Source organism: Thiomonas sp. X19 (assembly GCF_900089495.1).
Classification (GTDB): domain Bacteria; phylum Pseudomonadota; class Gammaproteobacteria; order Burkholderiales; family Burkholderiaceae_C; genus Thiomonas_A.
Window position 1 is genome coordinate 340,863 of the sequence record NZ_LT605203.1, and the last position, 23,847, is coordinate 364,709.

The 23,847-nt window shown below is 65.6% G+C and carries 22 protein-coding genes and 2 pseudogenes; 10 read left to right on the plus strand and 14 right to left on the minus strand.

Annotated features, from left to right (window positions below):
• The first annotated feature begins 116 nt into the window (after nt 1-116).
• From THIX_RS01710 to THIX_RS01720, 3 genes are all read left to right on the plus strand, one after another.
• Complete coding sequence (locus THIX_RS01710; protein ID WP_233224341.1) at nt 117-818, plus strand: YdcF family protein; 702 nt, start codon at nt 117-119, stop codon at nt 816-818.
• An 88-nt stretch (nt 819-906) separates the two neighbouring features.
• The gene (locus THIX_RS01715) at nt 907-2,133 is read left to right on the plus strand and encodes a glycosyltransferase family 4 protein (protein WP_112488065.1); all 1,227 of its coding nucleotides are present in this window, start codon (nt 907-909) and stop codon (nt 2,131-2,133) included.
• Nucleotides 2,117-3,637 carry a lipopolysaccharide biosynthesis protein gene (locus THIX_RS01720; protein ID WP_112484581.1) on the plus strand — a complete coding sequence of 507 codons (1,521 nt, stop codon included), beginning with the start codon at nt 2,117-2,119 and terminating at the stop codon, nt 3,635-3,637. The genes THIX_RS01715 and THIX_RS01720 overlap by 17 nt, the downstream gene beginning before the upstream one ends.
• 25 nt (nt 3,638-3,662) lie before the next feature.
• On the opposite strand, the gene thpR is transcribed toward THIX_RS01720, so the two are convergent.
• Complete coding sequence (gene thpR / locus THIX_RS01725) at nt 3,663-4,256, minus strand: RNA 2',3'-cyclic phosphodiesterase (protein WP_233224342.1); 594 nt, start codon at nt 4,254-4,256, stop codon at nt 3,663-3,665.
• Between the two features lie 232 nt (nt 4,257-4,488).
• On the opposite strand from thpR, the gene THIX_RS01740 reads away from it, so the two are divergent.
• Nucleotides 4,489-5,640, plus strand: a complete 1,152-nt coding sequence (locus tag THIX_RS01740; RefSeq protein WP_233224343.1) for a ChaN family lipoprotein — start codon at nt 4,489-4,491, stop codon at nt 5,638-5,640.
• A gap of 88 nt (nt 5,641-5,728) precedes the next feature.
• Here the strand turns inward: THIX_RS01740 and THIX_RS01745 are convergent, their stop codons facing one another.
• The 6 genes from THIX_RS01745 to hyfB are packed head-to-tail and all read right to left on the minus strand — an operon-like array spanning nt 5,729 to nt 12,884.
• Nucleotides 5,729-6,244, minus strand: a complete 516-nt coding sequence (locus tag THIX_RS01745; protein ID WP_112484582.1) for an NADH-quinone oxidoreductase subunit B family protein — start codon at nt 6,242-6,244, stop codon at nt 5,729-5,731.
• 10 nt (nt 6,245-6,254) lie between these two features.
• Nucleotides 6,255-7,775: an NADH-quinone oxidoreductase subunit C gene (locus THIX_RS01750; protein ID WP_112484583.1), complete on the minus strand. Its 1,521-nt coding sequence runs from the start codon at nt 7,773-7,775 to the stop codon at nt 6,255-6,257.
• 5 nt (nt 7,776-7,780) lie between these two features.
• Nucleotides 7,781-9,235, minus strand: coding sequence for a hydrogenase 4 subunit F (locus tag THIX_RS01755; RefSeq protein WP_112484584.1), 1,455 nt, complete (start codon nt 9,233-9,235; stop codon nt 7,781-7,783).
• Nucleotides 9,236-9,931 carry a formate hydrogenlyase gene (locus THIX_RS01760; RefSeq protein ID WP_112484585.1) on the minus strand — a complete coding sequence of 232 codons (696 nt, stop codon included), beginning with the start codon at nt 9,929-9,931 and terminating at the stop codon, nt 9,236-9,238. It lies immediately after the preceding gene.
• A 2-nt stretch (nt 9,932-9,933) separates the two neighbouring features.
• Complete coding sequence (locus THIX_RS01765; RefSeq protein WP_112484586.1) at nt 9,934-10,884, minus strand: respiratory chain complex I subunit 1 family protein; 951 nt, start codon at nt 10,882-10,884, stop codon at nt 9,934-9,936.
• Entirely contained in the window at nt 10,881-12,884 is a 2,004-nt protein-coding gene (hyfB, locus tag THIX_RS01770; protein WP_112484587.1) for a hydrogenase 4 subunit B, read from the minus strand. Before hyfB ends, THIX_RS01765 begins: the two co-directional genes overlap by 4 nt.
• 67 nt (nt 12,885-12,951) lie before the next feature.
• Between hyfB and THIX_RS01775 the strand changes: the two genes are divergently transcribed.
• The 3 genes from THIX_RS01775 (at nt 12,952) to THIX_RS01785 (ending at nt 14,590) form a co-directional block, all read left to right on the plus strand.
• The gene (locus tag THIX_RS01775; protein WP_112484588.1) at nt 12,952-13,143 is read left to right on the plus strand and encodes a ribbon-helix-helix protein, CopG family; all 192 of its coding nucleotides are present in this window, start codon (nt 12,952-12,954) and stop codon (nt 13,141-13,143) included.
• A gap of 153 nt (nt 13,144-13,296) precedes the next feature.
• Nucleotides 13,297-13,560 (plus strand): DUF167 domain-containing protein, encoded by a 264-nt coding sequence (locus tag THIX_RS01780; RefSeq protein ID WP_233224344.1) that lies wholly within the window; start codon nt 13,297-13,299, stop codon nt 13,558-13,560.
• A gap of 91 nt (nt 13,561-13,651) precedes the next feature.
• The gene (locus THIX_RS01785) at nt 13,652-14,590 is read left to right on the plus strand and encodes a DMT family transporter (protein WP_112488068.1); all 939 of its coding nucleotides are present in this window, start codon (nt 13,652-13,654) and stop codon (nt 14,588-14,590) included.
• A gap of 106 nt (nt 14,591-14,696) precedes the next feature.
• Here THIX_RS01785 and THIX_RS01790 read toward each other — a convergent pair whose 3' ends face one another.
• The 4 genes and pseudogenes from THIX_RS01790 to THIX_RS01805 all read right to left on the minus strand — a co-directional run bounded on the left by THIX_RS01790 (nt 14,697) and on the right by THIX_RS01805 (nt 17,986).
• Nucleotides 14,697-16,334 carry a gamma-glutamyltransferase family protein gene (locus tag THIX_RS01790; RefSeq protein ID WP_305798514.1) on the minus strand — a complete coding sequence of 546 codons (1,638 nt, stop codon included), beginning with the start codon at nt 16,332-16,334 and terminating at the stop codon, nt 14,697-14,699.
• The gene (locus THIX_RS01795; protein ID WP_199195218.1) at nt 16,331-16,855 is read right to left on the minus strand and encodes a DUF2147 domain-containing protein; all 525 of its coding nucleotides are present in this window, start codon (nt 16,853-16,855) and stop codon (nt 16,331-16,333) included. Before THIX_RS01795 ends, THIX_RS01790 begins: the two co-directional genes overlap by 4 nt.
• Nucleotides 16,789-17,121: pseudogene (locus THIX_RS24735) on the minus strand (hypothetical protein); the annotation flags it as partial. The gene THIX_RS01795 and the pseudogene THIX_RS24735, both read right to left, overlap by 67 nt.
• Before the next feature lie 37 nt (nt 17,122-17,158).
• A complete protein-coding gene (locus THIX_RS01805) occupies nt 17,159-17,986 on the minus strand; it encodes a DDE-type integrase/transposase/recombinase (protein WP_112484590.1) in 828 nt (275 codons plus the stop codon).
• 147 nt (nt 17,987-18,133) lie between these two features.
• On the opposite strand from THIX_RS01805, the gene THIX_RS01810 reads away from it, so the two are divergent.
• Nucleotides 18,134-18,571 carry a hypothetical protein gene (locus THIX_RS01810; protein ID WP_112484591.1) on the plus strand — a complete coding sequence of 146 codons (438 nt, stop codon included), beginning with the start codon at nt 18,134-18,136 and terminating at the stop codon, nt 18,569-18,571.
• Between the two features lie 97 nt (nt 18,572-18,668).
• Here the strand turns inward: THIX_RS01810 and THIX_RS01815 are convergent, their stop codons facing one another.
• Entirely contained in the window at nt 18,669-19,496 is an 828-nt protein-coding gene (locus tag THIX_RS01815) for a DDE-type integrase/transposase/recombinase (protein WP_112484590.1), read from the minus strand.
• Nucleotides 19,497-19,643: 147 nt separating this feature from the next.
• On the opposite strand from THIX_RS01815, the gene THIX_RS01820 reads away from it, so the two are divergent.
• Nucleotides 19,644-20,501, plus strand: a complete 858-nt coding sequence (locus THIX_RS01820; RefSeq protein WP_112484592.1) for a hypothetical protein — start codon at nt 19,644-19,646, stop codon at nt 20,499-20,501.
• Between the two features lie 283 nt (nt 20,502-20,784).
• Here THIX_RS01820 and THIX_RS01825 read toward each other — a convergent pair whose 3' ends face one another.
• Both THIX_RS01825 and THIX_RS01830 read right to left on the minus strand, forming a co-directional pair.
• Nucleotides 20,785-21,039, minus strand: coding sequence for a histone H1 (locus THIX_RS01825; RefSeq protein ID WP_112484593.1), 255 nt, complete (start codon nt 21,037-21,039; stop codon nt 20,785-20,787).
• A 65-nt stretch (nt 21,040-21,104) separates the two neighbouring features.
• Nucleotides 21,105-21,740, minus strand: a pseudogene (locus THIX_RS01830) (sulfurtransferase); the annotation flags it as partial.
• Nucleotides 21,741-22,036: 296 nt separating this feature from the next.
• Here THIX_RS01830 and THIX_RS01835 point away from each other — a divergent pair.
• The gene (locus THIX_RS01835; protein ID WP_112488071.1) at nt 22,037-23,761 is read left to right on the plus strand and encodes an L-lactate permease; all 1,725 of its coding nucleotides are present in this window, start codon (nt 22,037-22,039) and stop codon (nt 23,759-23,761) included.
• Nucleotides 23,762-23,847 lie beyond the last annotated feature (86 nt).

Genomic DNA, 23,847 nt, shown 5'->3' on the forward strand with positions numbered 1-23,847 from the left:
ATCAAGAGGATGGATGCGCCATCGTGTTCGACTTGAGACTCTGGCTTGAATCCCTGCTTGCGCCCGTGGCCCTTATCGCTTGGTGCCTGGTCCTGTTAACGGCGATGGCCTGGCGCATGCCCATTCCGAAGCTCATGCGTTTCGGCGCCGCCGGCGTGCTGCTGGTTTATCTCGCGCTATCCATGCCGCTGACCGTCGATCCTGCTTTTTCCGCTTTGCAAGACTGGGCCCGGCGCGACGCCCGCTGCGGGCAGCCGCCCGCCGGCAGTGTGATCATCGTGCTGGCAGGTGGCTTCGAACATGCCCCCGACCGGCTCACCGATTTCAACGCCCTGCAAGGCGACGGCCTGCGCCGCACCCTCGCAGCGGTGGCGCTCGCGCGACGAACACCACACAGTGTTTTGCTGTTTACCGGGGGGGGCAACACGCGCTTTAGCGAGGCTGCCGTGATGGGCGCACTCGCCGAAGCCCTGGGAATTGCGGCAAACCGCATCGAACTGGAGCAGCGCTCTCACACAACCTACGAGAGCGCCATCAACACCCGCGCCATGCTGGCCCGTGACCCGCCGGCCGCGCGCTACCTCGTGACATCGGCCTATCACATGCCGCGCTCTTACAGGGCCTTTCGCGACGCGGGGCAAAAGGTCTGTGCATGGCCAGCCGGCTTTCTCAGCACGCACGCCCCGCTGCTTGACCGACTCATCCCGCAACTCGGTGGCCTGGAGAAATCATCCCTGTTGTTGCATGAATATTTAGGCATGATTTTTTACAGCTTGGTGAAGTTCCGCCAATTGCCGTTCGTTCAAACACATTCCTGACCAGCACCGGAACATGGGGTGACTTTTCAATCGTATTGCAGCTAGGCTGAAAAATTGCGCCGCGCTTGTCAAACCTATGTCCAGTTCCATGCCATTTCGCAAGACCTTTGGGGGCTCTGTGGAGACCAATCGTGTTCACACCCTGATTCCTCTGCGCATCCTGATGGTGGTGGATGGGCAGTATCCCGCCACCGGCGGCGCCGAAATGCAGGCGCGGCTGCTGTGCACGGCCTTTGCACAGCAGGGCCACGAGGTGCGGGTTCTGGCGCCACGGCTGCAGGCATCGCAAGCGAAATTTGAAGTGATCGACGGCATCGCGGTGCGGCGCCTGAGTTATCCCCGCGTCAGAGGCCTGGGCTCCATCCTGCTCGATCTGCGTTTCGCCGCTTACTTGTTGCGCCATCGCCGCGAATTCGACGCCATCCACATCCACATGGTGCGCAATCTGGCCGGGGCGGCTGGCTGGGTGCGTCGGCTGGTGGGCATACCCATGGTGGCAAAAGTTTCCGGGGCTGACGAATTTCGCGGCGGCATTCTCGACCCGGCGCTGATGCACCGCCCCATCCACCGCCTGCTCAACGCCGGCGCCAAGCGCATCGACGCCTTCCAGTGCATCAGCCAGCACACGCGCAGGGCCATGCTCGAAGCCGGCTACCCGGCTGCCAGGATGCACCTCATCCCCAACGCGGTGGATTGCGCGCGCTTCGCCTGCAACCGTACCGACGCGCCCTTGCAACGCGTGGTGTTCGTCGGCCGGCATGTGCCGGTGAAAGGCATCGACGTGCTGTTACGCGCCTGGGCGCTGGTGCGGCGCCCGGCGGAGCTGCGCCTGGTGCTGGCCGGCAACGGGCCCAAGCACGACCAACTGCGGGCGCTGGCTCGCGAGTTGGGCGTGCACGACAGCGTGGACTTCCCCGGCGCGGTGCGCCATGTTCCCGAAATTCTGGCTGACGCCGGCCTGTATGTGCAGGCCTCGCACCAGGAAGGCCTGCCCAACGCGGTGCTCGAAGCCATGGCCTCTGGGCTGGCGGTGGTGGCCACGCGCGTGAGCGGCCACGAAGACGTGGTGGACCATGGCTGCACGGGGCTGCTGGTGCCGCCGAACGACCCTGCGGCGCTGGCTGCCGCGATGCAGGCCCTGCTCGACGACTCGGGCCTGCGCCTGCGTATGGGCCGTGCTGGGCGCGCGGCCATCGAACGCACATACTGCGCCGAGATCGTCACCGCCTCCCTGCTGCGTCTGTATCGCGGCGCCCACCCGACTGCGCCGGCCACCGAAACGCGGCCTCTGCACACCGATGGCCACCGGCACTGACGGCATCAGCTCCGCGCCGAAGGAGCAGGGCGGCATGCTCATGCGCCTGCTGCGGCATACGTCGAATTATTCCATCGGCACGCTGCTCATTACGCTGGCCAGCATCATCTCGTTTCCGATTTTCACGCGCATTTTCACGGTGGCGGAATACGGCGTGCTCGGCCTGGTCAACGTCACGCTCGGCTTTCTCGTTGGCGTGGGCAAGATGGGGCTGCAAAAGTCGATCGTGCGCTTTTATGCCGAAATCGAAGGCGGCAAGCGTGATGGAGACAAGGTCGAGCTGTTCTCCACGGTGCTGTTCAGCATGATCGCCGTGGGTGCCATCATTGCACTGCTGAGCGCGCTGATTTTCCTGGCCTTGCCCAACTCCTGGTGGAGTCACACGGGAGCGCAATACCTCATCGCCCTTGCCGCCCCGCTCATCCTGTTTCGCGTGGTCGACAGTGCCATGCTCAACCTGGTGAACGCCGAACAGCGCAGTGGCCTCTACAGCTTGTTCACGGTGGTGCGCAAATACATCGGCCTTGGGCTGGTGCTGCTGGTGCTGTTTTTCATAGCACGCAATCTCTACGGTTTTTTCATCGGCACCATGATCGCCGAGGCTCTGGCCCTGATTTTCATCGTCGGCTACTACGCGCGACAGCGCCTGTTCGACATCAAGCGTGTTTCGCGCCCGCTATTCGTCGCGATGCTCACGTTCGGCCTGCCGCTACTTGCTAGCGAGCTGTCATACATGCTGCTGAGCATGGGCGGGCGTTACATCATCAACTACCAGCTCGGACCTCAGCCGCTGGGCTCGTATTCGGCGGCGTACAACTTTTCCGAATACCTCCAGGGCGTGCTGACGGCCTCGTTCGCGCAAGCGGTCATTCCCATGTATCTGCGCCAGTGGGAGCAGCAGGGCCGGGAGAAAACGGTGGCCTTCCTACAGCAGGCGCTGCGCTATTACCTGGTGCTGGCGCTACCCATCCTGGCCGGCATGGCCGCGGTGGGTCCGGATCTGCTGCGCCTTCTGGCCTCCAACAAATACGAGGTTTCCACATCGCTGTTTGCGCTCATCGTCGGCGGCATGCTGGTGGCCGGCGGCACGCCGATCTTCAGCGCCGGCATCTACATCAACAAACTCACCAAGGTGGTGATGTATTCCGTGCTGGCGGCCGCGGCCTTGAACATCGCGCTCAGCGCGCTGCTGGTGCGACCCTATGGCATCGAGGGCGCCGCCGTTGCCACGCTGGCGAGCTATCTGCTGTACACCGCCGCCACGGCCTACTACGGCCGGCGCGCCGTGTACGTGCCCATGCCCTGGTGGGATCTGGCCAAGTTCTCGATACTCGCCTTGCTGATGTATGGCGTGATCACGCAGATCCACCTGCCCAGTCTTGCGCTTCGCATTCCGCTGCAAATTCTGGTGGGCGTCGTGCTCTACGGCTTGCTGCTGCTGGTGAGCGACAAACCCATCCGTGGCCTCGCGGTCAAGATGCTGGACCGCCTGCGTTCACGCTAAAAACGCAAGGGGAAGGTCCGCGTCTTTAGCCGGCCATCGGCCTAATGCCTGGCCTGAGCGCCCATCGATCCAGCACCGCGTAGCGCCCGCTGCCCAGCATCGACTGCACCAGCGACAACTCCGCAGCCGGCCACGTGATGGGGGCGAAGGCCTGGGGCGCATGGCTGGCCTGGGCGTGACGCGCCAGGGTCACATGCGGCCGAAACGCGCGCTGGTCGCAGTCGATGCCAGCCTGCTCCGCGGCCTGCGCCAGCGCCGTGCGCAAAGCCAGCAGCTCGCGCGGCAGATGGCCTGCGGCCAGGTGGGCAATGCCGCCCTGTGGCCAGACTGCAGCCTGGTCCAGGTGCAGGGCAAAAGGTTGGGCCGCGCTCGCCACCTTGGCGCCGATGCCAACCAGGTCTTGCAAACGCGCTTCGGGCACGCCGTCCATGAACAGCAGCGTGAGATGCAGCTTGTCCGGCAAGGTCGGCTTGGCCGGTGGCGTGAAGCGCCAGGCCTGCATGTGCTGCGCCAGCAGGGCGCGCAGTGCGGGTTGCGGCCAGAGGGCGAAGAACAGGCGCAAACCCGCGCCATCGGTTGAGGTGTGAGGCGGCGTCTGGGGTGGCATATCGGGTGGCATGGGCGAGGCGCGCGATGACGCGCTGGGATTTGCAAGTCGATGGGCCGTGGCCACGGTCGGCGGGCGGGTTCTGGGTTTCAGCGTAGGACGACCGCCGCCGCTTGTCGAGGATGCATGCCGCCTTGCGGCACGACATCACCCTAAACCGCCATCATGTCTACGGTTTAGCGCCTCGGGCTATGTTCAAGCCCAGCCCGCCCTTTCCGATCCATGCTTTCGCATGTGCCCTGCCATGTCCAAGCCCCGCCTGCCCGCGCGCCATCGCTCCGGCCCCGTCCACGACGCCCGCCGGCGCACCCTTGTCCTCGGCTTGGGAGCCTCGGGTTTGGCGCTGAGCCAGCCAGGGGCGTGGGCGGTTGAGCCCGCCCTGCCGCCACTGCCGGCGTTTCAGGAGACCGGGTTTGCCGATTCGCCCCTGGTCGGACGCATCGTTGGCGCCGACGGCTTGGCGCTGCAGCCGGCGCAACTTCTGGCGCAGTGCGCAGCGGCCTCCATCTGCATGCTGGGCGAGCAGCACGACCACCCCGACCATCACGCGCTGCAAGCCTGGGTGATTCAGGCGCTGGCGGCGCGCGGCCAGCTTGCCGCCGTGGCGCTGGAAATGGTGGATGCCGGCAGGCGCTTCGACGGTCCGGCCGATGCCGCTCCAGGAAACGCAGAGCCGCCCCAAGTTTCCTTGGCCCCCACGGGGGGCGGGTCGGCGGGCCGAGCCTGGGGGCGATCTCCAGGAAACGCCGGGCCGCCCCAAGTTTCCTTGACCCCCGCGGGGGGCGGGTCGGCGAGCCGACCCTGGGGGCGCTCAGAAAACGGCGTGCGCCAGGCCTTGCACTGGAACAACGACGGCTGGCCTTGGGCCTTGTACGTCGGGCCGGTGATGGCGGCGGTGCGCGCCGGCATTCCCGTCGTCGGGGTGAACCTGCCGGATGCCGAGATGATGAATGCTTACCGCGACCCGAAGTGGGACGCGAGCGTGCCCGAGGCCGTGCGCCGGAGCGTGATCGACGACGTGCGCGACAGCCATTGCGGCCTGCTGCCGGCGGCGCAGTTGCCGGCGATGGCGCGCATCCAGTTCGCCCGCGACGCCAGCATGGCTGCGGGCTGCGTTGCGCTGCTGCAGCCCAGGCGCACGGTCGTGCTGCTCGCCGGCAGCTTTCACGCCGACAAGACCGTCGGCATCGCCCTGCATCTGGCGGCGGCCGGCCCGGTTGCGCACGGCACCAAGTTGCCAAGCGTCTTCAGCCTGTTGTTGCAGGGGGTGGATGGTGACACCGCGCCGCGCCCGCCGAGCGGGTTCGACGCCGTGTGGTTCACGCCGTCCACGCCGCCGGTGGACCATTGCGCCGCGTTGCGCAAGTCGCTCGCGGACAAGGCGGGCAAGCCTTGACGGGTCGCTGCGGCACGATGCGCGCGCCGCCAGGACAGCCGCTTTGGTGGCGCTTTTGACCCGCTTTCGCGGCGCTTTCAACTCGCTGTCAAACCCGCCTTTGCACCGCCTGCAAGATCCCCGCCAGCAAATCGGCCGGCGCCGGCGGGCAGCCGAAGACCGTCACGTCCACCGGCAACACATCGGCCACGCGACCGCAACTGGCATAACCGGCGCCGAACACGCCGCAGTTTGCGGCGCAGTCGCCGGCGGCCACCACCAGGCGCGGCGCGGGCATGGCGTCGAAGGTGCGGCGCAGGGCCAGTTCCATATGTCGCGACACCGGGCCGGTGACCAGCAGCAGGTCGGCATGGCGCGGGCTGGCGACGAACTGGAGCCCCAAGCCTTCGAGGTTGGTGTAGGGGTTGGACAGGGCGTTGATTTCGAGTTCGCAGCCGTTGCACGAACCGGCGTCGACCACCCGCACCGCCAGCGCCCGGCCGAGGATGCGCAGCAGCTCGGCGCGGATCTGCGGGCTGATTCCAGCCTGCACCGCGGCGCTGTCGCTGCTGCCCGGCTCGCTGATGCGGCCGACGCGGGCGATCTGGCGCAAGGTCTTCCACATGGCAGGTTTCCTAGCTGTCGTGCCCGGAATAGGACAGGTTGAAGGACTTGTTGATCAGCGGAAAGTCGGGGACGATGTCCTGGGTCACCGCCCACTCCAGCGCCGGCCAGTTCTGCCAGGACGGATCGTGCGGGTGGCAGCGCGCGATGCTGCCGTCAGGTCCGCTTTGCAGCGCGATGAAGGCCGGGCCACGCCAGCCCTCCACCATGCCAAGCGCCAGTCCCGGCGCAATGGCATCGCCAAGCTCCACGCGCACCGCGCCCTCCGGCAAGGTGTCGAGCAGTTCGCGGCACAGGCGCAGCGACTCGAACACTTCGGCAAAGCGCACGGCGACGCGCGCCGCCACATCGCCATCCGGCTCCACGGCAAGCTTGACCTGGTGTCGGGCATAGGGCGCGCAGCCCGGCAGGGCGCGCAGGTCCAGCGCCTGGCCGCTGGCCCGCGCCGCCAGGCCCAGCATGCCGAAGGCCCGTGCCAACTCGGGCTTGACCCGGCCGGTGGTCTTGAACCGGTCCTGCAGGCCCTCGTGCTGGTCGAGGATGGTCTTCAGGCGTTCGACTTCGGCCTGCAACACCACGGCCTGGTCGTGCAGCATGTCGGCGGCAGCGGCGGCCAGGTCGGCGGCCAGCCCGCCGGGCTGGATGGCGTCGAAGGGGTAGCGCGCACCAAAGGCGCGGGCGTTGAGGCGCAGCAGGTCTTCCTTCAGGCGCGAGAACTGGGACAGGGCGAAGCCGAAGCCGCCGTCGTTGCCGATGGCGCCGAGGTCGCCCAGATGGTTCGCCAGGCGCTCGCGCTCCAGCAGCAGCGCGCGCAGATGCAGCGCACGCGGCGGCACCTGCACATCGGCCAGGGCCTCCAGCGCCATGCAATAGGCCCAGGCGTTGGCCGCGGCGCTGTCTCCGCTCAGGCGCGCGGCCAGGCGCACGCCCTCGCGCAGGCCGAGCTGTTCGAAGCGTTTCTCCACGCCCTTGTGGGTGAAGCCCAGACGTTGTTCGAGACGCAGGATTTTCTCGCCGACCACGGAGAAGCGGAACTGGCCCGGCTCGATGATGCCGGCATGCACCGGGCCGACGGCGATTTCATGCACGCCCTCGCCATCCACCGGGACGAAGGCGTAGCGCTCGGCCTCCGGCTGGCCGCAGGGAGCGGGCGGTGCGGCGTCGTGGCGCAGCGGGTAGACGTCGGGCGCCCAGGCCGTGTGCCGCAGCCAGGGGCGCGGGTCCATGCCCAGCGCCTGCAGGCCGAGCAGGTCGCGCACGGCGCGCTGCAGGCGCTCGGCCACGGGGAACCGTTCGTGCAGACCGGGGTAGTGCGTCACGCCGGGGGCGAGGTCGAGTTGCGCCAGGGTCAGCGACTCAGCGCCCAGCCAGCAGGCGAACAGCGTGAAGCCGCCGCGCGTGGGCCGCGTGTCGCTGCCCCAAAGGGTCAGCAGCCGCGCGCCCTGCTCGTGCAGGCGATGCGCGAGGGCCGCCCAGCCGAGCGCGTCCAGGGTCTGGTGATCGACCGGCATGACGGAGCAGCGTGCGCGCATGGCTTTCAGCCTCCCAGCATGCTGGCTGCCAGATGCCACCACGACACCAGGAATGCCGGGATCCACAGCCCCAGCAGCAACACCAGCGCCAGATGCACGAACACCGGCACCATGTTCGGCTGATGCGGCAGGCGGCGCAGGGTGCTGCTGCCAAACACCATGCCTTGCGCCCGCAGGAAGATGGCGCCGAAGGCCACGCCCAGCGCCAGCAGCAGGATGGGCGTGGCCCAGGGCTGCTGTTGCATCGCCGTGGTGAGAATGAGGAACTCGCTGGCGAACACGCCGAACGGCGGCATGCCGACAATCGCCAGCGCCCCCAGCATCAGCCCCCAGCCCAGCGCGGGCGATTGTTCGCGCAGGCCCTGGATGGCGTCCATGCGCTGGGTGCCGGCCTTTTGCGTGGCGTGTCCGGTGGTGAAAAAGATGGCGCTCTTGGTCAGCGCATGGCCGGTCATGTGCAGCAGCGCGGCGAAGTTGGCAACCGGGCCGCCCATGCCGAAGGCGAAGGTGACGATGCCCATGTGCTCGATGGACGAGTAGGCGAACATGCGCTTCACATCCTTCTGCCGCCACAACAGGAAGGCGCCGACCAGCGCCGACAGCAGGCCGAAGCCCATCAGCATCTGCCCCGGCCAGGCGGCGTGCACGCTGCCTTCGACCAGCACCTTGCAGCGCATCACCGCGTACAGCGCCACGTTCAGCAGCAGGCCGGAGAGCACGGCCGACACCGGCGTCGGCCCTTCGGCGTGGGCGTCTGGCAGCCAGCTGTGCAGCGGCGCCAGGCCCACCTTGGTGCCATAGCCCACCAGCAGGAAGACGAAAGCGATGCCGATGATGCCCGGTTCGAGCTTGCCCTTCACCCCATCGAGCTGGGTCCAGAGCAAGGCATTCATGCCCTCGGCCCCGAGCACGCGCTCGGCGGCGAAATACAGCAGCACGGTGCCGAACAGCGCCAGCGCGATGCCCACGCCGCAGAGGATGAAGTACTTCCACGCCGCCTCCAGGCTGGCCTTGGTGCGGTAGAGCGACACCAGCAGCACGGTGGTCAGCGTCGCCGCCTCCATCGCCACCCAGAGGATGCCCATATTGTTGGTGGTCAGCGCCAGCAGCATGGTGAACATGAAGAGCTGGTACATGCTGTGATACAGCCGCAACCGCGCGGCATTGAGCCGGCCATGCTCCTGCTCGATGCGCATGTACGGCCGCGAAAACCCGGCCGTGGTCATGCCGATGAAGGCGGTGAGCGCGACCAGGAAGACGTTGAACGGATCGATGAAAAACTCGCCCGAAAGCACCTGCAGCGGGCCATGCGCGATGACCTCGGCGGTGAGCACGCAGGCGGCGAGGAAGGCGGCGGCGCTTGCGGCCAGGTTCAGATGGGGCGCGGCAGCGCGATGCCCGAACAGCGCCAGCAGCGCGGCGCCGAGCAGGGGAATGGCCAGCAGGACGATGAGTGCCACTCAATCCTCTTTCAGCGTTTCCATGTGCTGCAGGTCGAGGCTGTCGAACTGTTCGCGGATCTGGAAAAAGAAAATGCCGAGGATGAACACGCCCACCAGCACGTCCAGGCCGATGCCCAGCTCCACCACCATCGGCATGCCGTGGGTGGCGCTGGTGGCGGCGAACAGCAGGCCGTTTTCCATCGCCAGGAAACCCACCACCTGGGCAATGGCCTTGCGCCGCACGATCATCATCAGGAAAGCCAGGAACACCACGGCGATGGCTTGCCCCAGGGTGCTGCGCGTGGCGGCCCCGGCGAACTGCGAGATCGGCTGCGCCAGGACGAAGGCGAAGATGACCAGCAGGATGCCGATGATCTGCATGGTGGGAATGTTCACCAGGGTCTCGGTGTCCCACTCGGCATGCAGCCGGCCGATCAGCTTGTGAAGCACATAGGGCAGCACCAGCACCTTGAGGACGAAGGTGAGCGCGGCGGATTGATACAGATCGGGCTGATGGGTGGAGTAGGCCACCACCACGGCGCAGGCCACCAGGGTCGCGCCTTGCGCGGCGAACAGGTTCACCAGGTTCACCACCCGGCGCTGCGCCAGCATGGCGAACGACAGCAGCAGCAGCAGCGCGGCGAACAGGTGGATGAGCTGGGTCGCCAGCGGCAACGCGGCGGCGGCGGACACGATGGATGGGGCTGCCGTCATGCTCAGTGCTGCAGCATCAGGTGCACCAGCAGGCCGAGCACGGCGAGCAAGAACGCCGTGGCGAGAAATTCGGGCGCGCGGAAAATGCGCAGCTTGGCGCTCAAGGTTTCGATCAGGGCGATGGCGAAACCCGCAACGAGAAGCTTCAGCAGCAAGGGCGGCAGCGCCGGCAGCAGCCACAGCACGCCGTCGGCCCGGCCGGCCAGGCCCCAGGGCAGAAACAGGGCGAAGCCAATGCAGGCGTAGTTGAACAGCTTGAGGCTGCTGGCCCATTCCACCAGGGCCAGATGGCGCGCCGAATACTCCAGCACCATGGCCTCGTGGATCATGGTGAGTTCCAGGTGGGTGGTCGGGTTGTCCACCGGGATGCGCGCGTTCTCGGCCAGCAGCACCATGACGAAGGCGACGCCGGCAAACGCCAGGCTGGCGTGAATCGCCAGGGCGCGCGACTGCAGGGCTTCGGCGATGGTGGGCAGAAGGGTGCTGCCGGAGATCAGTGAGGAGGTGAACAGCACCATCAGCAAGGCCGGCTCGGCGAGGAAGCCCACCATCATTTCGCGCCGCGAGCCCATGCTGCCAAACGCGGTGCCGATGTCCATGCCGGCCAGGGCGATGAACACCCGCGCCAGGGCGAACAGCCCCACCAGCGCGATGGCGTCGGCCACCGAGGCGAACGGCAGATCGGTGGACAGCGAGGGAATGATGGCGGCTGCCGCCACCATCACGCCGAACAGCATGTAGGGGACGGCGCGGAACAGCGGCGTGGCGTCTCGGGCGATGACCGCGTCTTTGTGGAACAGCTTGCGCAGCCGAGAATAGGGCTGCCAGATGGGCGGGGCCGAGCGGTTGGACAGCCAGGCCCGGCACTGCGCCACCCAGCCGGAAAACAGCGGAGCGAGCAAGGCCGAGGCGGCGACCGCGAACCCTTGGGTGAAGATGCTGGCCGCGTTCATCGCACCACCACCATGAGCAACACCAGCAGGGTGACGAAGCTGTAGAGCAGGTAGATGGAAATGCGCCCCTGCTGGATGCGCCCCACCCGTTGCGCCAGCCACAGCACGGCGTCGGCCAGCGGGGTGTAGAAGCGCGCCCAGAACTTGTCGCTCACCACCACGCGGTAGCGCGGCGCAGCATCGGAGGGCAGGGGCAGTTCGGCGTGGGTCTGGAAAAACGGCGCGAACAGGCGGCGGATGGGCTGGCCGAAACCTTCGGCCGTGTCCTGCATGCGCGCGGTCTGGCCGGGCGCGCCGCAGTCCCAGGCGTCGGCGCGGCGCGTGCGCCCGGTGTAGACGCGGTGGGTGAACCAGACTGTCAGGCCGATGACCAGGCCGCCCACCAGCAGCACGATTCCCGGGTCGTAGGAAGCACGCTGCGCCGACATCGGCACCAGCCAGAACCAGTTGCCGGTCTGCGCCAGAGGCTGCCCGAGCAGCAAGAGGTTGACGCGGTCGATCAACTGCAGCACCAGGCCTGGCAGCAGGCCGAGCAGGATGCAGCCGGCCGCCAGCCAGACCAGGCCGAAACGCTCCAGCCAGCCGGCATCGTGCGCGTGCTCGAGTTGCGGCTCGCGATGCCGCCCGAGGAAAATCACGCCGTAGAACTTCACCATGACATAGGCCGCCAGCGCCGCGGTGAGCACCAGCACGGCCGCACCCAGCGGAATGAGCATGTTGAAAAACGGCTGCGGCACGCTCGGCGTGAACAAAAACGCCTGCAGCAGCAGCCATTCGGCGATGAAGCCGTTGAGCGGTGGCAAGCCGGCGATGGCCAGAGTGCCGATCAACGCGGTCCAGCCGACCCAGGGCATGCGCCTGAGCAGCCCGCCCAGGCTCCCCAGGCTGCGCTGCTGGGTGGCATGCAGCACCGAGCCGGTGGCGAGAAACAGCAGGCTCTTGAAAAATGCGTGATTGAGCGCGTGGTAGAGCATGGCGGCCAGCGCCAAGGCCGCCAGCAGCGGCATGCCCACGCCATGGAACACCAGCGCCAGGCCCAGCGCAGTGAAGGCGATGCCGATGTTCTCGATCGAGGAATAGGCCAGCAGGCGCTTCATATCGTTCTGCACCGCGGCGAACAGCACGCCGAACAGGGCGCCGAACAGGCCCAGCACCAGCAGCGGCACGCCCCACCACCACAGCGGCGCGTGCAGCAAGCCGAAGCTCACGCGCAGCAAGCCATACAGCGCCGTCTTGAGCATCACGCCGCTCATCAAGGCCGAGACCGGCGAGGGCGCCGCCGGGTGCGCCTCGGGCAGCCAGATGTGCAGCGGCACCAGACCGGCCTTGGCGCCGAAGCCGAGCACGGCCAGGCCGAAGGCCACGCTGGCCCAGGCGGGGGAGAGCTGGTGCGCGCGCATCGCGGCGAAGGTGAGGCCGCCCATGCCACCAGCCATCATCACGCCGAAGCACAGCAACAGGGCGATGGCGCCCAGATGCGCCAGCAGCAAGTAGGTGAAGCCGGCGCTGCGAATCTCGGCAATGCGATGCTGCGTCACCACCAGGAAGTAGGAGGACAGCGCCATGACCTCCCAGGCGAGCATGAAGGTGTAGGCGTCGGCCGCCAGCATCACCAGGCTCATGCCGGCGAGAAACACGTGATATTGCAAGCCCAGCAAGCCCGGCGCCGCGCCCTCGCCCGTGCGGAAATAGCCGGCGGCGAACACCGATGTACCCACGCTCGAGGCACCGAGCAGGAGCAGGAAAAAACCGGACAGGGCGTCCAGCCGCAAATGCATGGGCAGGCCCGGCAGGCCGATGGCCAACTGCATCACCGTGGCCGGGGCGAACAGGGCCGCCAAACCCGCCCCGGCCATCACCGCGCTGCCCAGGGCGCCCATGGGGAAAAGGCCGTGGGCCACCCAGCGCGTCGAATGGGGCGCCAGCAAACCCGCCAGTCCGATCAGGATCCACCCCGAGACCACACCCAAAGCGACGGGCAGGGGCAGGAGGGCACTCATGGTGGGGTTGCGTTGAATGATGAATCACATAAGATGTGCATCACATACTAATACAAGTCACCCCGCCATGGAACAACGCACCAGCCGATTGACCGTCCTGATCGACCCGCAGAAGAAGGAATTGTTCGAGCATTTGTGCGCGCGCGAAGACCAGACGCCGTCGCAAGTGGTGCGGCGCCTGATCCGCGACTACATCGAATTCCAGCTCGGCCGGCCGTGGCGGCCGGGCGAGTCCATCGATGAAGCGTTGAAGCGCTGAGCGGCCGGCGGCGCAGGCCCGCGACGTGCCGCATTGCGCATTCGGCGCCGGTGGTTTGATGCCGCGCATCGCCGCGCCATGGGGACGGTCTGTGCCATGAAACCGCAATAGGTTCGGGGAGCGTCGTTCTTTTGGTGGGAGGGCGAGACGCTGGTGGTCAACATCCTGGGCAAGCCCAGTGCGGGCGTTGACGCCATCGGCAAGCCCAAGGGCCCGCAACTCAAGGCCTGCGTGACCGCCGCACCGCGTGCCGGACGCGCGGCCGATCACATGGCGCGCTTTCTCGCCAAGGAGTTCGGCGTGCCGGCCTCGGCCATCGAGGTGGTGTTCGGCCGCATGAACGTCAACCGGCAGTTGCGCATCCGGGCGCCGCAAAAACTGCCCCCGGTGTTTGAGCAAACCAGCCTGCCGGATTGACGCCTTGGCCGGCCAGCTTGTCGGCGGCCGCGGCCGCGCGCCTTACGGCGGCGGGCAAACATGCCATCGGCATGCCAGCGACAATGTCCGGATGGATTTCCTGGTTCTACTCCTGGGCGGCGCCGTGCTCGGCCTCGCCGGTGTGTTCGTGCATCTGGCCGACACCTCCGCGAACATCGGCCCCTTTGCCAGCGCGTTCTGGCGCATGGCCATCGCCGCCCCGCTGCTGCTGGCCTGGGTGGCTTGGCAGCGGCAGCCGGTCACCATCGTGGCACTGTCCGAGGCTGCAGCCGAGCCGCCCGGCACCGTGCAACTGCAGCACCGCCCCGCCCGCAACGCGCCGCCGGCGCTGCTGCAACACTGGCCGACGCGCTGGCTGACGGTGTTCACCGCGACCATGTTCGCGCTCGACCTGCTGCTGTTCCATGTCGCTGCCATCTGGACCACCGTGGGCAACGCCACGCTCGAATCGAACTTCGCCCCTGTGGTCATCGCGCTGGCGTTCTGGGCCATCACCCGGGTGGCGCCGAGTTCGGTCTACGTCACCGGGCTGGTGGCGGCGCTGGCGGGCGCCAGCCTGATGATCGGCCCGAATTTCCACGACCCGCGCGCCCTGCTGGGCGACGCCTGCGGCCTGACCTCGGCGCTGTTCTACGCCGCCTACCAGGTGGGCGTGCAGCAGGCCCGCCAGCGGTTGGCGACCGCGCCGCTGATGGCCGCCGTCACCCTGCTGGCGGCGCTGGTGCTGTGGCCCTTCGCCTGGTTCGAGGGCCGGCTGTGGCCCACCGCCGCCATCGGCTGGGTCTGGCTGGTGGGCCTGGCGCTGCTGGTGCAGATTGGCGGCCAGGTGGTCATTGCCTACGCCGTGCGCCGGCTCAATCCGGCCCTGTCCTCGGTCGGCCTGCTGGTGCAGCCGGCCATGGCGGTGGTCTATGCCTGGGTGCTGCTGGGGCAGGCGTTGGCCGGCTGGCAGATCGCCGGCGCGGCGCTGGTGCTGGTTGGCATTTACCTGGCGCGGCGCGGCATGTAGCGTCTGCCGTGCTGGCTCCTGCATGGAGGCTTCCACCATGCGCTGATGCGCTCAATCCCTTGAACACATCAGCGCACCGGCGCTTCAGGAGCAAACGCAGGGGCGCTCAGAACCCCACGGCCTGGCCGTCGCGGCGCGGGTCGCTGGCGGCGACATAGCCGTCGACAGCCGGGTCCCCCAGGCGCCAGATGAACTGGCCGGCGCCGAAGTCCTGGTAGCTGTCGCGGATGGTCGTGAGCCGGTGCCCCAGCGCGGCCAGGCCTTGCGCCACGGCCGCGTCCAGGCTCGCTTCCAGGCTCAGGCTGCCGTCGTGGTTCACCAGCCAGCGCGGCGCGTCGCAGGCGGTTTGCGGGTTCTGGCCCCAGTCCAGCATGCGGGCGAGGGTCTGCACATGGCCTTGCGGCTGCATGTGCGCGCCCATCACGCCGAAGGCCATGAGCGGCTGGCCGGCACGCGTGAGAAAGGCGGGGATGATGGTGTGGAACGGCCGCTTGCCCGGGGCGGCGACGTTGGCATGCGCCGCATCCAGGCTGAAGGCGTGGCCGCGGTTCTGCAGCGACACGCCCCAGTCCGGCAGCACCACACCGGAGCCGAAGCCCATGTAGTTGCTCTGGATGAAGCTGACCATCATGCCGTCGGCGTCGGCGGTGCTCAGGTAGACGGTGCCGCCGCGCGGCAAGGCGCCGGGGCCGAAGTCCTGCGCGCGGGAAGGGTCGATGCAGCGTGCGCGCTCGGCCAGGTAATCGGGGTCCAGCAGGTGCTCGGGCGCGCAGGCCATGGCCCCGGGTTCGGCGACATGGCGGTAGATGTCGGCGAAGGCCAGCTTCATCGCCTCGATCATCAGGTGCTGGGTGGCGGCCGCGTCCACCTTCAGGCTGCCGAGCTCGAAGCGCCTCAGCATGCCCAGCGCCATCAGCGCGGCAATGCCCTGGCCGTTGGGTGGAATCTCGTGCAAGGTGTGGCCGCGGTAGTCCTGCTCCAGCGGCTGCACCCATTGCGGCGCGTAGCCGGCGAGATCGGCCTCGGTCATGGCGCCGCCGTGCTCGCGTGCGTGCGCCGCCAGCGCCGCGGCAATCTCGCCACGGTAGAAGGCTTCGCCGCGCGTCGCGGCAATGGCGCGCAGGGCGCGGGCGGCGGCGGGGAAGCGAAAGACTTCGCCCAGCGCCGGCGCCTGCCCGCCGGGCAGGAAGGCCGCGGCGAAACCGGGTTGGCGTGTGAGCTCGGCGTCACCGGCCGCTGCCGCCCATTTCCGCTGCACCACCACCGGCACCGCGCAGCCGCGCTCGGCGTAGTCGATGGCGGGTTGCAGCACATCCGCAAACGGCAGCTTGCCGAACCTGGCCGAGAGCGCGGCCCAGGCGGCCACGGCGCCGGGCACGGTCACGCTGTCCCAGCCGCGCTTGGGTGGCTGCCGCGCATCCATGCCGTACTTGCGCTGGAAGTAGGCCGGGGTCCATGCCGCAGGTGCCGTGCCCGAGGCGTTCAGGCCGTGGAGTTGCCGGCCATCCCACAAGATGCAAAAGGCGTCGGACCCCAGGCCGTTGCTCACCGGTTCCAGGATGGTGAGCGCCGCGGCGCTGGCGATGGCCGCGTCCACCGCATTGCCGCCAGCCAGCAGCATGCGCAAGCCGGCCTGCGCCGCCAGCGGCTGCGAGGTGGCCACCACGTTGCGCGCGAACAGCGGCAGACGCGTGCTGGGGTAAGTGGCGTGGCTGCCGAAGACCTGCATCGCCGCGCCGCTCATGGCTCGCGCACCCAGGTCTGGGTGCGGCCGAACAGCGAGATGCCGATGTAGCCGCGCACGTCCAGCTTGGCGCCGTCGTCCACCAGTCTGGCGTTGCAGTGGTAGGTCTTGCCGCTGTCGGGGTCGACGATCTCGCCGCCGCTGAAACTGTGCTGGTGTTCGGCGTCCTGGCGCAAGCCGGTGAGGATGGTCAGGCCGATCATCGGCTGGTCCTTCAGCGCGCCGCTGCACAGGGTGCAGATGCGGTGCGGGTCGGCACCGGGCACCAGACTCTTGATGATGGTGCCGCTGTAGCTGCCGTCCGGTTGTTCGACGATGCGAATCAGCGCCTTGGGCTTGCCGGTCTTGTCGTCGATGGTCTTCCAGGTGCCGGCAATGCCCAGGGCCTGCGCCCAGCTCACGCTGGCCATGCCGGCCAGGCACAGCGCGAACAGCAGACGCGCCAGCGCCTGCGTCAGCCGCTGGCGGCCGGTGTCATGTCGCAGGGCGGGGCTGAGGGGGATGATGCGGGTTTCAGACATGGGGCACCTGTCGGGGTTGGGAGCGGTGAGGGGGTTGGAAGCACGAGCGGGATCGGGATGGATGTTGGCAGGGTGGTGATGGAATGCCGGACCGGATGCTGCAGCGGATGCGCGGCCTGCTGTGCCGCCTCGCCTTGCGGTGCCAGCGCGGGGTCGAGCGCCGTGCGCTCGTCGAACACGAAGCAGCCGCCGCTGTAGTGCGCGCCGCCCACCGGCTCGAAGTAATCGAGGATACCGCCGTCGAGCTGGTAGACGCGCTCGATGCCGGCGCCGGGTAGTGTCTCAGTTTGGATGTGACAGCCTTCAGTCGGCCAACCGCGCGATCTCTTCCAGCGTCCAGGCGTGATCGGCGATGCCGGCTTCCATGGCCGGCGTCACGCGCAGAGTCTTGTGGATGCGAGCGAAGTTGTAGTGCATGAAGTGCAGCGACACCGCATGCTCCAGGTTCTGTACCTTCTTGCTGAACCCATTGGTCAGCCGCGTGAAGCGACGCATGCTCATGCGCATTGTGAGATTCTGGCGCTCGACGTAGCTGGTCGAGATGTGCTTCGGGTCAGGGTTGCCCGACACGACGCCTTGGGTGGTGCCACGGAACTCGGTCAGGCTGTAGCGGCGCTGATCTTCCTTCGGCGCTTCGCCGTACAGCTTGACCAGCATGGCGTAGTCGATCTCGCCTGAGAAGGCTGCTTCGACGGCGGTGATGTATGCCTTGTGACCATCCGTGGTCAGCTGTACGCGACTTGCCATACGCCCAGCCAAATCCTGGATGAACTCATGCGCATAGGACGCGTCCCGACGACCGACTAGGAACGAGGGTACGAGTTTGGTGTCGGCATCGATTGCCGTCCAGGTGTACACGTCGCCATAGCCAAGCTCACCACGATGCTCGGCTGTGACGTTCTTTTCCTTGCTGCCGCAGAAGGCCCAGATTTCATCGCACTGCACGCGCTTGCACGGCAGGTTGCGCATGACCTCGTTCTGATAGAGCGAGCAGGAAAAACCAACATCCTCAAGCAGTTTCGTGACGGTGTTGATCGATACCCCGACAAGCCGCGTGATGGCGCGCATGCTGTTTCCCTCGACCAGGAGGCCGATGATCTGTGCGCGCTTCTCAATGGGGAGTCGGTTCATGTTCAGGCCCTCGCTTGAACTGAACTATAGACCAGAAGAAGACAATTAGCAAGAGTTTATTTTCCGATTCGCTTTTTAACTATTGCGTAACTTCTTTCTGGTGATCTAAAATCTGCGACACCGACCGACAAAAGTCAGGAGTAGCCCATGAATAGCACACCGGAAGCGCAGAAGAGGGGCACGGGAGAGGCCGCCCAAAGCCAACAACCGTCCGAGCGCGAACGCTCGACCATCGAATTTACATACACCGACTTGGACAATGCTATTGAGGTTGTTAAGGCGGTCCACAACGTTGGTGGAACAGCGTGCGACTATGACCAACTGGCTGCAGGTCTTGGGATGGAAGCCAAGGGTGGCGGCTTCCGAATGCGCGTACTTGGTGCGAAGGCATACGGCCTGTTGACCTACGAACGCGGAGGACGAATCACCCTGACTGAACTCGGTAAAAAGATCATCGACCCAGAGCATGCACGCTCGTCTCGAGTTGATGCCTTCTTGAATGTGGCCCTGTATCAGCGCGTCTACGAGCAATTCAAGGGCAGCCAGTTGCCGCCCCAAGCAGGGCTAGGAGGCTGTCGGACTTGAACCCGAGCGAATCCGATTGATCAGTGCGACGCGTTTTTTTTGACAGCGGCGCGCTGATCGAACGCTNGGTAGTGTCTCAGTTTGGATGTGACAGCCTTCAGTCGGCCAACCGCGCGATCTCTTCCAGCGTCCAGGCGTGATCGGCGATGCCGGCTTCCATGGCCGGCGTCACGCGCAGAGTCTTGTGGATGCGAGCGAAGTTGTAGTGCATGAAGTGCAGCGACACCGCATGCTCCAGGTTCTGTACCTTCTTGCTGAACCCATTGGTCAGCCGCGTGAAGCGACGCATGCTCATGCGCATTGTGAGATTCTGGCGCTCGACGTAGCTGGTCGAGATGTGCTTCGGGTCAGGGTTGCCCGACACGACGCCTTGGGTGGTGCCACGGAACTCGGTCAGGCTGTAGCGGCGCTGATCTTCCTTCGGCGCTTCGCCGTACAGCTTGACCAGCATGGCGTAGTCGATCTCGCCTGAGAAGGCTGCTTCGACGGCGGTGATGTATGCCTTGTGACCATCCGTGGTCAGCTGTACGCGACTTGCCATACGCCCAGCCAAATCCTGGATGAACTCATGCGCATAGGACGCGTCCCGACGACCGACTAGGAACGAGGGTACGAGTTTGGTGTCGGCATCGATTGCCGTCCAGGTGTACACGTCGCCATAGCCAAGCTCACCACGATGCTCGGCTGTGACGTTCTTTTCCTTGCTGCCGCAGAAGGCCCAGATTTCATCGCACTGCACGCGCTTGCACGGCAGGTTGCGCATGACCTCGTTCTGATAGAGCGAGCAGGAAAAACCAACATCCTCAAGCAGTTTCGTGACGGTGTTGATCGATACCCCGACAAGCCGCGTGATGGCGCGCATGCTGTTTCCCTCGACCAGGAGGCCGATGATCTGTGCGCGCTTCTCAATGGGGAGTCGGTTCATGTTCAGGCCCTCGCTTGAACTGAACTATAGACCAGAAGAAGACAATTAGCAAGAGTTTATTTTCCGATTCGCTTTTTAACTATTGCGTAACTTCTTTCTGGTGATCTAAAATCTGCGACACCGACCGACAAAAGTCAGGAGTAGCCCATGAATAGCACACCGGAAGCGCAGAAGAGGGGCACGGGAGAGGCCGCCCAAAGCCAACAACCGTCCGAGCGCGAACGCTCGACCATCGAATTTACATACACCGACTTGGACAATGCTATTGAGGTTGTTAAGGCGGTCCACAACGTTGGTGGAACAGCGTGCGACTATGACCAACTGGCTGCAGGTCTTGGGATGGAAGCCAAGGGTGGCGGCTTCCGAATGCGCGTACTTGGTGCGAAGGCATACGGCCTGTTGACCTACGAACGCGGAGGACGAATCACCCTGACTGAACTCGGTAAAAAGATCATCGACCCAGAGCATGCACGCTCGTCTCGAGTTGATGCCTTCTTGAATGTGGCCCTGTATCAGCGCGTCTACGAGCAATTCAAGGGCAGCCAGTTGCCGCCCCAAGCAGGGCTAGAGCGAACCATTGAGGACATGGGCGTCGGCGCCAAGGTCAAGGACAAGGCAAGACAGGTCCTAATGCGTAGTGCCAAGCAAGCGGGGTTCTTTGAGCATGCAACAGACCGTTTGATTAAGCCTTCGATCAAAAACGAACAGGCCCATCACACCAAAGAAGTCCACATTTCTCACGCCGGGTCTGAGAACGATCTCCACGCCACAGAGCAAAAGACAGTTGGGGGTAGCGGAGGTGGCGGCGGTGGCGGTCGCGAACATCCGCTGATCGAAGGCCTCTTAATGACCCTTCCTGCTCCCGGGAGTGAGTGGGATGCGCAAGGCCGCGCTAACTGGCTCACGATGGCAAACAGCATCTTCACGATGATCTACAAAGGTGAAGCTAACAATATCCGCATCACCATTGGCGAGAAACAAGGAGGATCCCCTTCCGCGACGTAGGGCGGAAAGGAAAACGCCCCTACCTTGCCGGGTAGAGGCGTTTTTGGCGTTGGTTAGGGCTCGCGCCACCCACGCACAAGTTCTTTGCGGAACGTCTAGAGTTTAATCGCTCTTGGTGTGTTGGGCCAGCTTTTGCCCTCAATTTTCTTGAGGTCAAATTATGCTTTGCATGTACCCCAAGGCTGTGCACGTCCGTCCATACGTGCGATTCCGTTTCGGTCGGTTCGAGCAGGTATGCGAACACTGCCGATCCTACCCTGGTCAGATGGACTTGTTCCACTGATCACTTCTTAACTTCAACCGCCCCGGCAGGAGCCGGGGCCTTTTGTCGCGCAGCAACGCCCTTCATCGCAAGAGCCTTTCGCTCATCGGGCGTCAGCGCGGACATGCGCGACTTTCCACCCTTTAGTCCGCCTGCTTGGCCTGCGCGTTGCTTTGGCGTAGCCATAATGACCTTTGGAATTTCTCCGGTCGCCTCGTCAACAATGGCCTTGGCTAGCTGGTTCAGATCAAGCTTCTTGGTTGAACGTGCTTTCATGATGATCTAAGCCTAGCAGCCCACACAGCAGCGTCAAGTGCCGTTACGTTCAAACTGAGACACTACCCGGCGCCGCGCATCAGCAGGGCGGCCTTTTCGCAGCGGATGCCGCCGGTGCAGTAGGTCACCACCGTCTGCCCGGCGAAGCGCGCCGCCTGCGTCTCCACCGCTGGGGCGAAGTCGCTGAAGCGGGCGATGCCGAAATCGACACAGCCGTCGAAGCCGCCCATTTCGCGCTCGAAAGCGTTGCGCGTGTCCAGCATCATCACCGGGCGGCCTTCGTCGTCGCAGCCCGCGTCCAGCCAGCGCTTGAGCCCGCCGGGCGACACGGCCGGCGCGCGCCCGGCCGCCGGGCGAATCTGCGGCCGGTTCAGGGTGATGATCTCGCGCTTGAGCTTGACCTTCATGCGCCGAAACGGCTGCGCCGCCGACCACGAGCGCTTGGCCCGCAGATCCGCCAGCAGCGGATCGGCGCGCAAGGCGGCAAGCAGGGCGTCCAGCGCCTGCGGCGCACCCGCCAGGAACAGATTGATGCCCTCCGGCGCCAGCAGGATGGTGCCTTTGAGCGCCAGCGCCCGGCAGCGCGCCAGCAGGCGTTCGCGCCGCGCCGGCAAATCATCCAGGCCGACGAATTTGTAGGCTGAAATATTGAGCACGGCATCTGGGGCCGAGTTGCTGGTCGGGGTGGGTATCACGGACATGGCTCAAAGTGTAGGAGCACTGGTGGCGTCACCGCATCGCACGGCAAAAGCGGGATTTGATGACCCGCACCCGAAGCAAAGCTGCTTAACAACAATGGCGTCCGGTTGGCCGCAAACCCTTGTCAGGCCAGCGTTTTTAGCGCACGCCGATCGCCTGCACAGTCACCTCACCATGTCGCTTCACTCGGATTAACCCTCATGCCGGGCATGCAAACAAGAGCTTCAATGTGTATCCATTCGTGATCGATTGCGCCCGCAACGATGGGCGTTCGGCTTTCAAATCCGCGGAGACTCGCATGGTCTGGCAACAAAACTATCTGGCGCTTGGCACCCTGGGAACGTCGGCACTGGTGGCCGCCGTTCCCGTGGTGGTGATGCTGGCTTCGTTGGCGTTTTTCCACATCAAGGCGCATTGGGCGGCGCTCTTGGCGCTGGCCAGTGCGCTGCTCATTGCCGTGTTCGCCTTCGGCATGCCAGCGACCATGGCCGGCGAGGCCGCCTTGTTCGGCGCGGCCAACGGCCTGTTGCCCATCGGCTGGATCGTGCTCAACATCATCTTCCTCTACCGCCTCACGACCCACAACGGAGCGTTCCAGATTCTGCAGGACTCGGTCGCCGTCATCACGGCCGACCGCCGGCTGCAGCTGCTGCTCATCGCGTTTTGTTTCGGCGCGTTTTTCGAGGGTGCCGCGGGTTTTGGAACCCCGGTCGCCGTGACGGGCGCCATCCTCATCGGTCTGGGGTTCTCGCCGCTGGCGGCCTCCGGGCTTTCACTCATCGCCAACACCGCGCCGGTCGCCTATGGGGCCTTGGGTACGCCCATCATCACCCTGGCCAAGGTGACCGGATTGGACGAGATGATGCTCTCGGCCATGGTCGGGCGGCAACTGCCATTTTTCTCGCTGCTGGTGCCTTTCTGGCTCATCTGGGCCTTCGCCGGATGGCGTGGCATGCTGGCCATCTGGCCGGCCATTCTCGTGGCTGGCGCAAGCTTCGCCATCTCTCAGTTCTTCGTCTCCAACTACCACGGGCCGATGCTGGTGGACGTCATCTCGGCCCTGGTGAGCATGGCTGCTCTGGTGGCCTTCCTGAAGGTGTGGCGCCCGAAAAAGATCTGGACTTCCACACGCCTGGGGCGGCGCGAATCAGCCACGCCTGAAGCGCCGGCTCGCACGCCCACGCGGCATGACGGCGCCACCCTGCGCCGCGCGTGGACGCCGTGGGTCATCCTCACCGTGTTCGTGTTCATCTGGGGCCTGCCGCAGTTCAAGAATGCGGTGGACACACGCATCGTGCAGAACCAACAGGGCCAGCAGGTCCTGGATGACAAGGGCAAGCCCAAACGCGCCGACAGCCCGGTTTTCGTGCCCAACTTCAAGTTCGATGCGATTCACAACCAGATCGAGAAAGTGCCGCCCGTGGTGGCCAAGCCGGTGAAGGAGCCCGCCGTGTACCGCCTGAACTGGCTCACGGCCACCGGCAGCAGCATTTTTCTGGCGGCCATGCTTGCCGGCCTGCTGATGGGCTACAAGCCGCGCGAACTGCTCGCGCATTACGGCCGCACGCTGTGGGTGGTGCGCTATTCGCTCATCACCATCGCCGCGATGCTGGCCCTTGGCTTTCTCACGCGTTACTCGGAGCTGGACGCGACCATGGGGCTGGCCTTCGCGGCAACCGGCTTTTTCTACCCCTTCTTCGGCACGCTGCTGGGGTGGTTGGGCGTGGCGCTGACCGGCTCGGACACGGCGTCCAACGTGCTGTTCGGCGGACTGCAGAAAGTCACATCAGAGCAGCTTGGACTATCGCCCATTTTGATGGCATCGGCCAATAGCTCGGGTGGGGTCATGGGCAAGATGATCGACGCCCAATCCATCGTCGTCGCCTCCACCGGCTGGTTCGGGCATGAGGGCGAGATCCTGCGCTATGTGTTCTTTCACAGTCTGGCGCTGGCCGCGCTGGTGGGTTTGCTGGTCATGGGGCAGGCCTATGTGTGGCCATTGACAGCCCTGGTGGTGCACTGAAAAGCACCCGGTTCTTGGTCACCTTGGTCATCACGGGGACCAGGGGCTCGCCCGGCTCCGCCCGGACGGGATTGTCCTGCCCGAGG

Excerpts from the sequence above, each read along its gene's own strand:
- THIX_RS01810 (WP_112484591.1), top strand. The coding sequence starts at position 18,134 with ATGAATAGCACACCGGAAGCGCAGAAGAGGGGCACGGGAGAGGCCGCC.
- THIX_RS01795 (WP_199195218.1), bottom strand. The coding sequence starts at position 16,855 with ATGTCTGAAACCCGCATCATCCCCCTCAGCCCCGCCCTGCGACATGAC.
- THIX_RS01720 (WP_112484581.1), top strand. The coding sequence starts at position 2,117 with ATGGCCACCGGCACTGACGGCATCAGCTCCGCGCCGAAGGAGCAGGGC.
- THIX_RS01815 (WP_112484590.1), bottom strand. The coding sequence starts at position 19,496 with ATGAACCGACTCCCCATTGAGAAGCGCGCACAGATCATCGGCCTCCTG.
- thpR (WP_233224342.1), bottom strand. The coding sequence starts at position 4,256 with ATGCCACCCGATATGCCACCCCAGACGCCGCCTCACACCTCAACCGAT.
- THIX_RS01710 (WP_233224341.1), top strand. The coding sequence starts at position 117 with ATGCCCATTCCGAAGCTCATGCGTTTCGGCGCCGCCGGCGTGCTGCTG.
- THIX_RS01745 (WP_112484582.1), bottom strand. The coding sequence starts at position 6,244 with ATGTGGAAGACCTTGCGCCAGATCGCCCGCGTCGGCCGCATCAGCGAG.
- THIX_RS01740 (WP_233224343.1), top strand. The coding sequence starts at position 4,489 with ATGTCCAAGCCCCGCCTGCCCGCGCGCCATCGCTCCGGCCCCGTCCAC.
- THIX_RS01775 (WP_112484588.1), top strand. The coding sequence starts at position 12,952 with ATGGAACAACGCACCAGCCGATTGACCGTCCTGATCGACCCGCAGAAG.
- THIX_RS01760 (WP_112484585.1), bottom strand. The coding sequence starts at position 9,931 with ATGACGGCAGCCCCATCCATCGTGTCCGCCGCCGCCGCGTTGCCGCTG.
- THIX_RS01715 (WP_112488065.1), top strand. The coding sequence starts at position 907 with ATGCCATTTCGCAAGACCTTTGGGGGCTCTGTGGAGACCAATCGTGTT.
- THIX_RS01790 (WP_305798514.1), bottom strand. The coding sequence starts at position 16,334 with ATGAGCGGCGCGGCGATGCAGGTCTTCGGCAGCCACGCCACTTACCCC.
- THIX_RS01785 (WP_112488068.1), top strand. The coding sequence starts at position 13,652 with ATGGATTTCCTGGTTCTACTCCTGGGCGGCGCCGTGCTCGGCCTCGCC.
- THIX_RS01750 (WP_112484583.1), bottom strand. The coding sequence starts at position 7,775 with ATGCGCGCACGCTGCTCCGTCATGCCGGTCGATCACCAGACCCTGGAC.
- THIX_RS01835 (WP_112488071.1), top strand. The coding sequence starts at position 22,037 with ATGGTCTGGCAACAAAACTATCTGGCGCTTGGCACCCTGGGAACGTCG.
- THIX_RS01825 (WP_112484593.1), bottom strand. The coding sequence starts at position 21,039 with ATGAAAGCACGTTCAACCAAGAAGCTTGATCTGAACCAGCTAGCCAAG.
- THIX_RS01765 (WP_112484586.1), bottom strand. The coding sequence starts at position 10,884 with ATGAACGCGGCCAGCATCTTCACCCAAGGGTTCGCGGTCGCCGCCTCG.
- THIX_RS01820 (WP_112484592.1), top strand. The coding sequence starts at position 19,644 with ATGAATAGCACACCGGAAGCGCAGAAGAGGGGCACGGGAGAGGCCGCC.
- THIX_RS01805 (WP_112484590.1), bottom strand. The coding sequence starts at position 17,986 with ATGAACCGACTCCCCATTGAGAAGCGCGCACAGATCATCGGCCTCCTG.
- hyfB (WP_112484587.1), bottom strand. The coding sequence starts at position 12,884 with ATGAGTGCCCTCCTGCCCCTGCCCGTCGCTTTGGGTGTGGTCTCGGGG.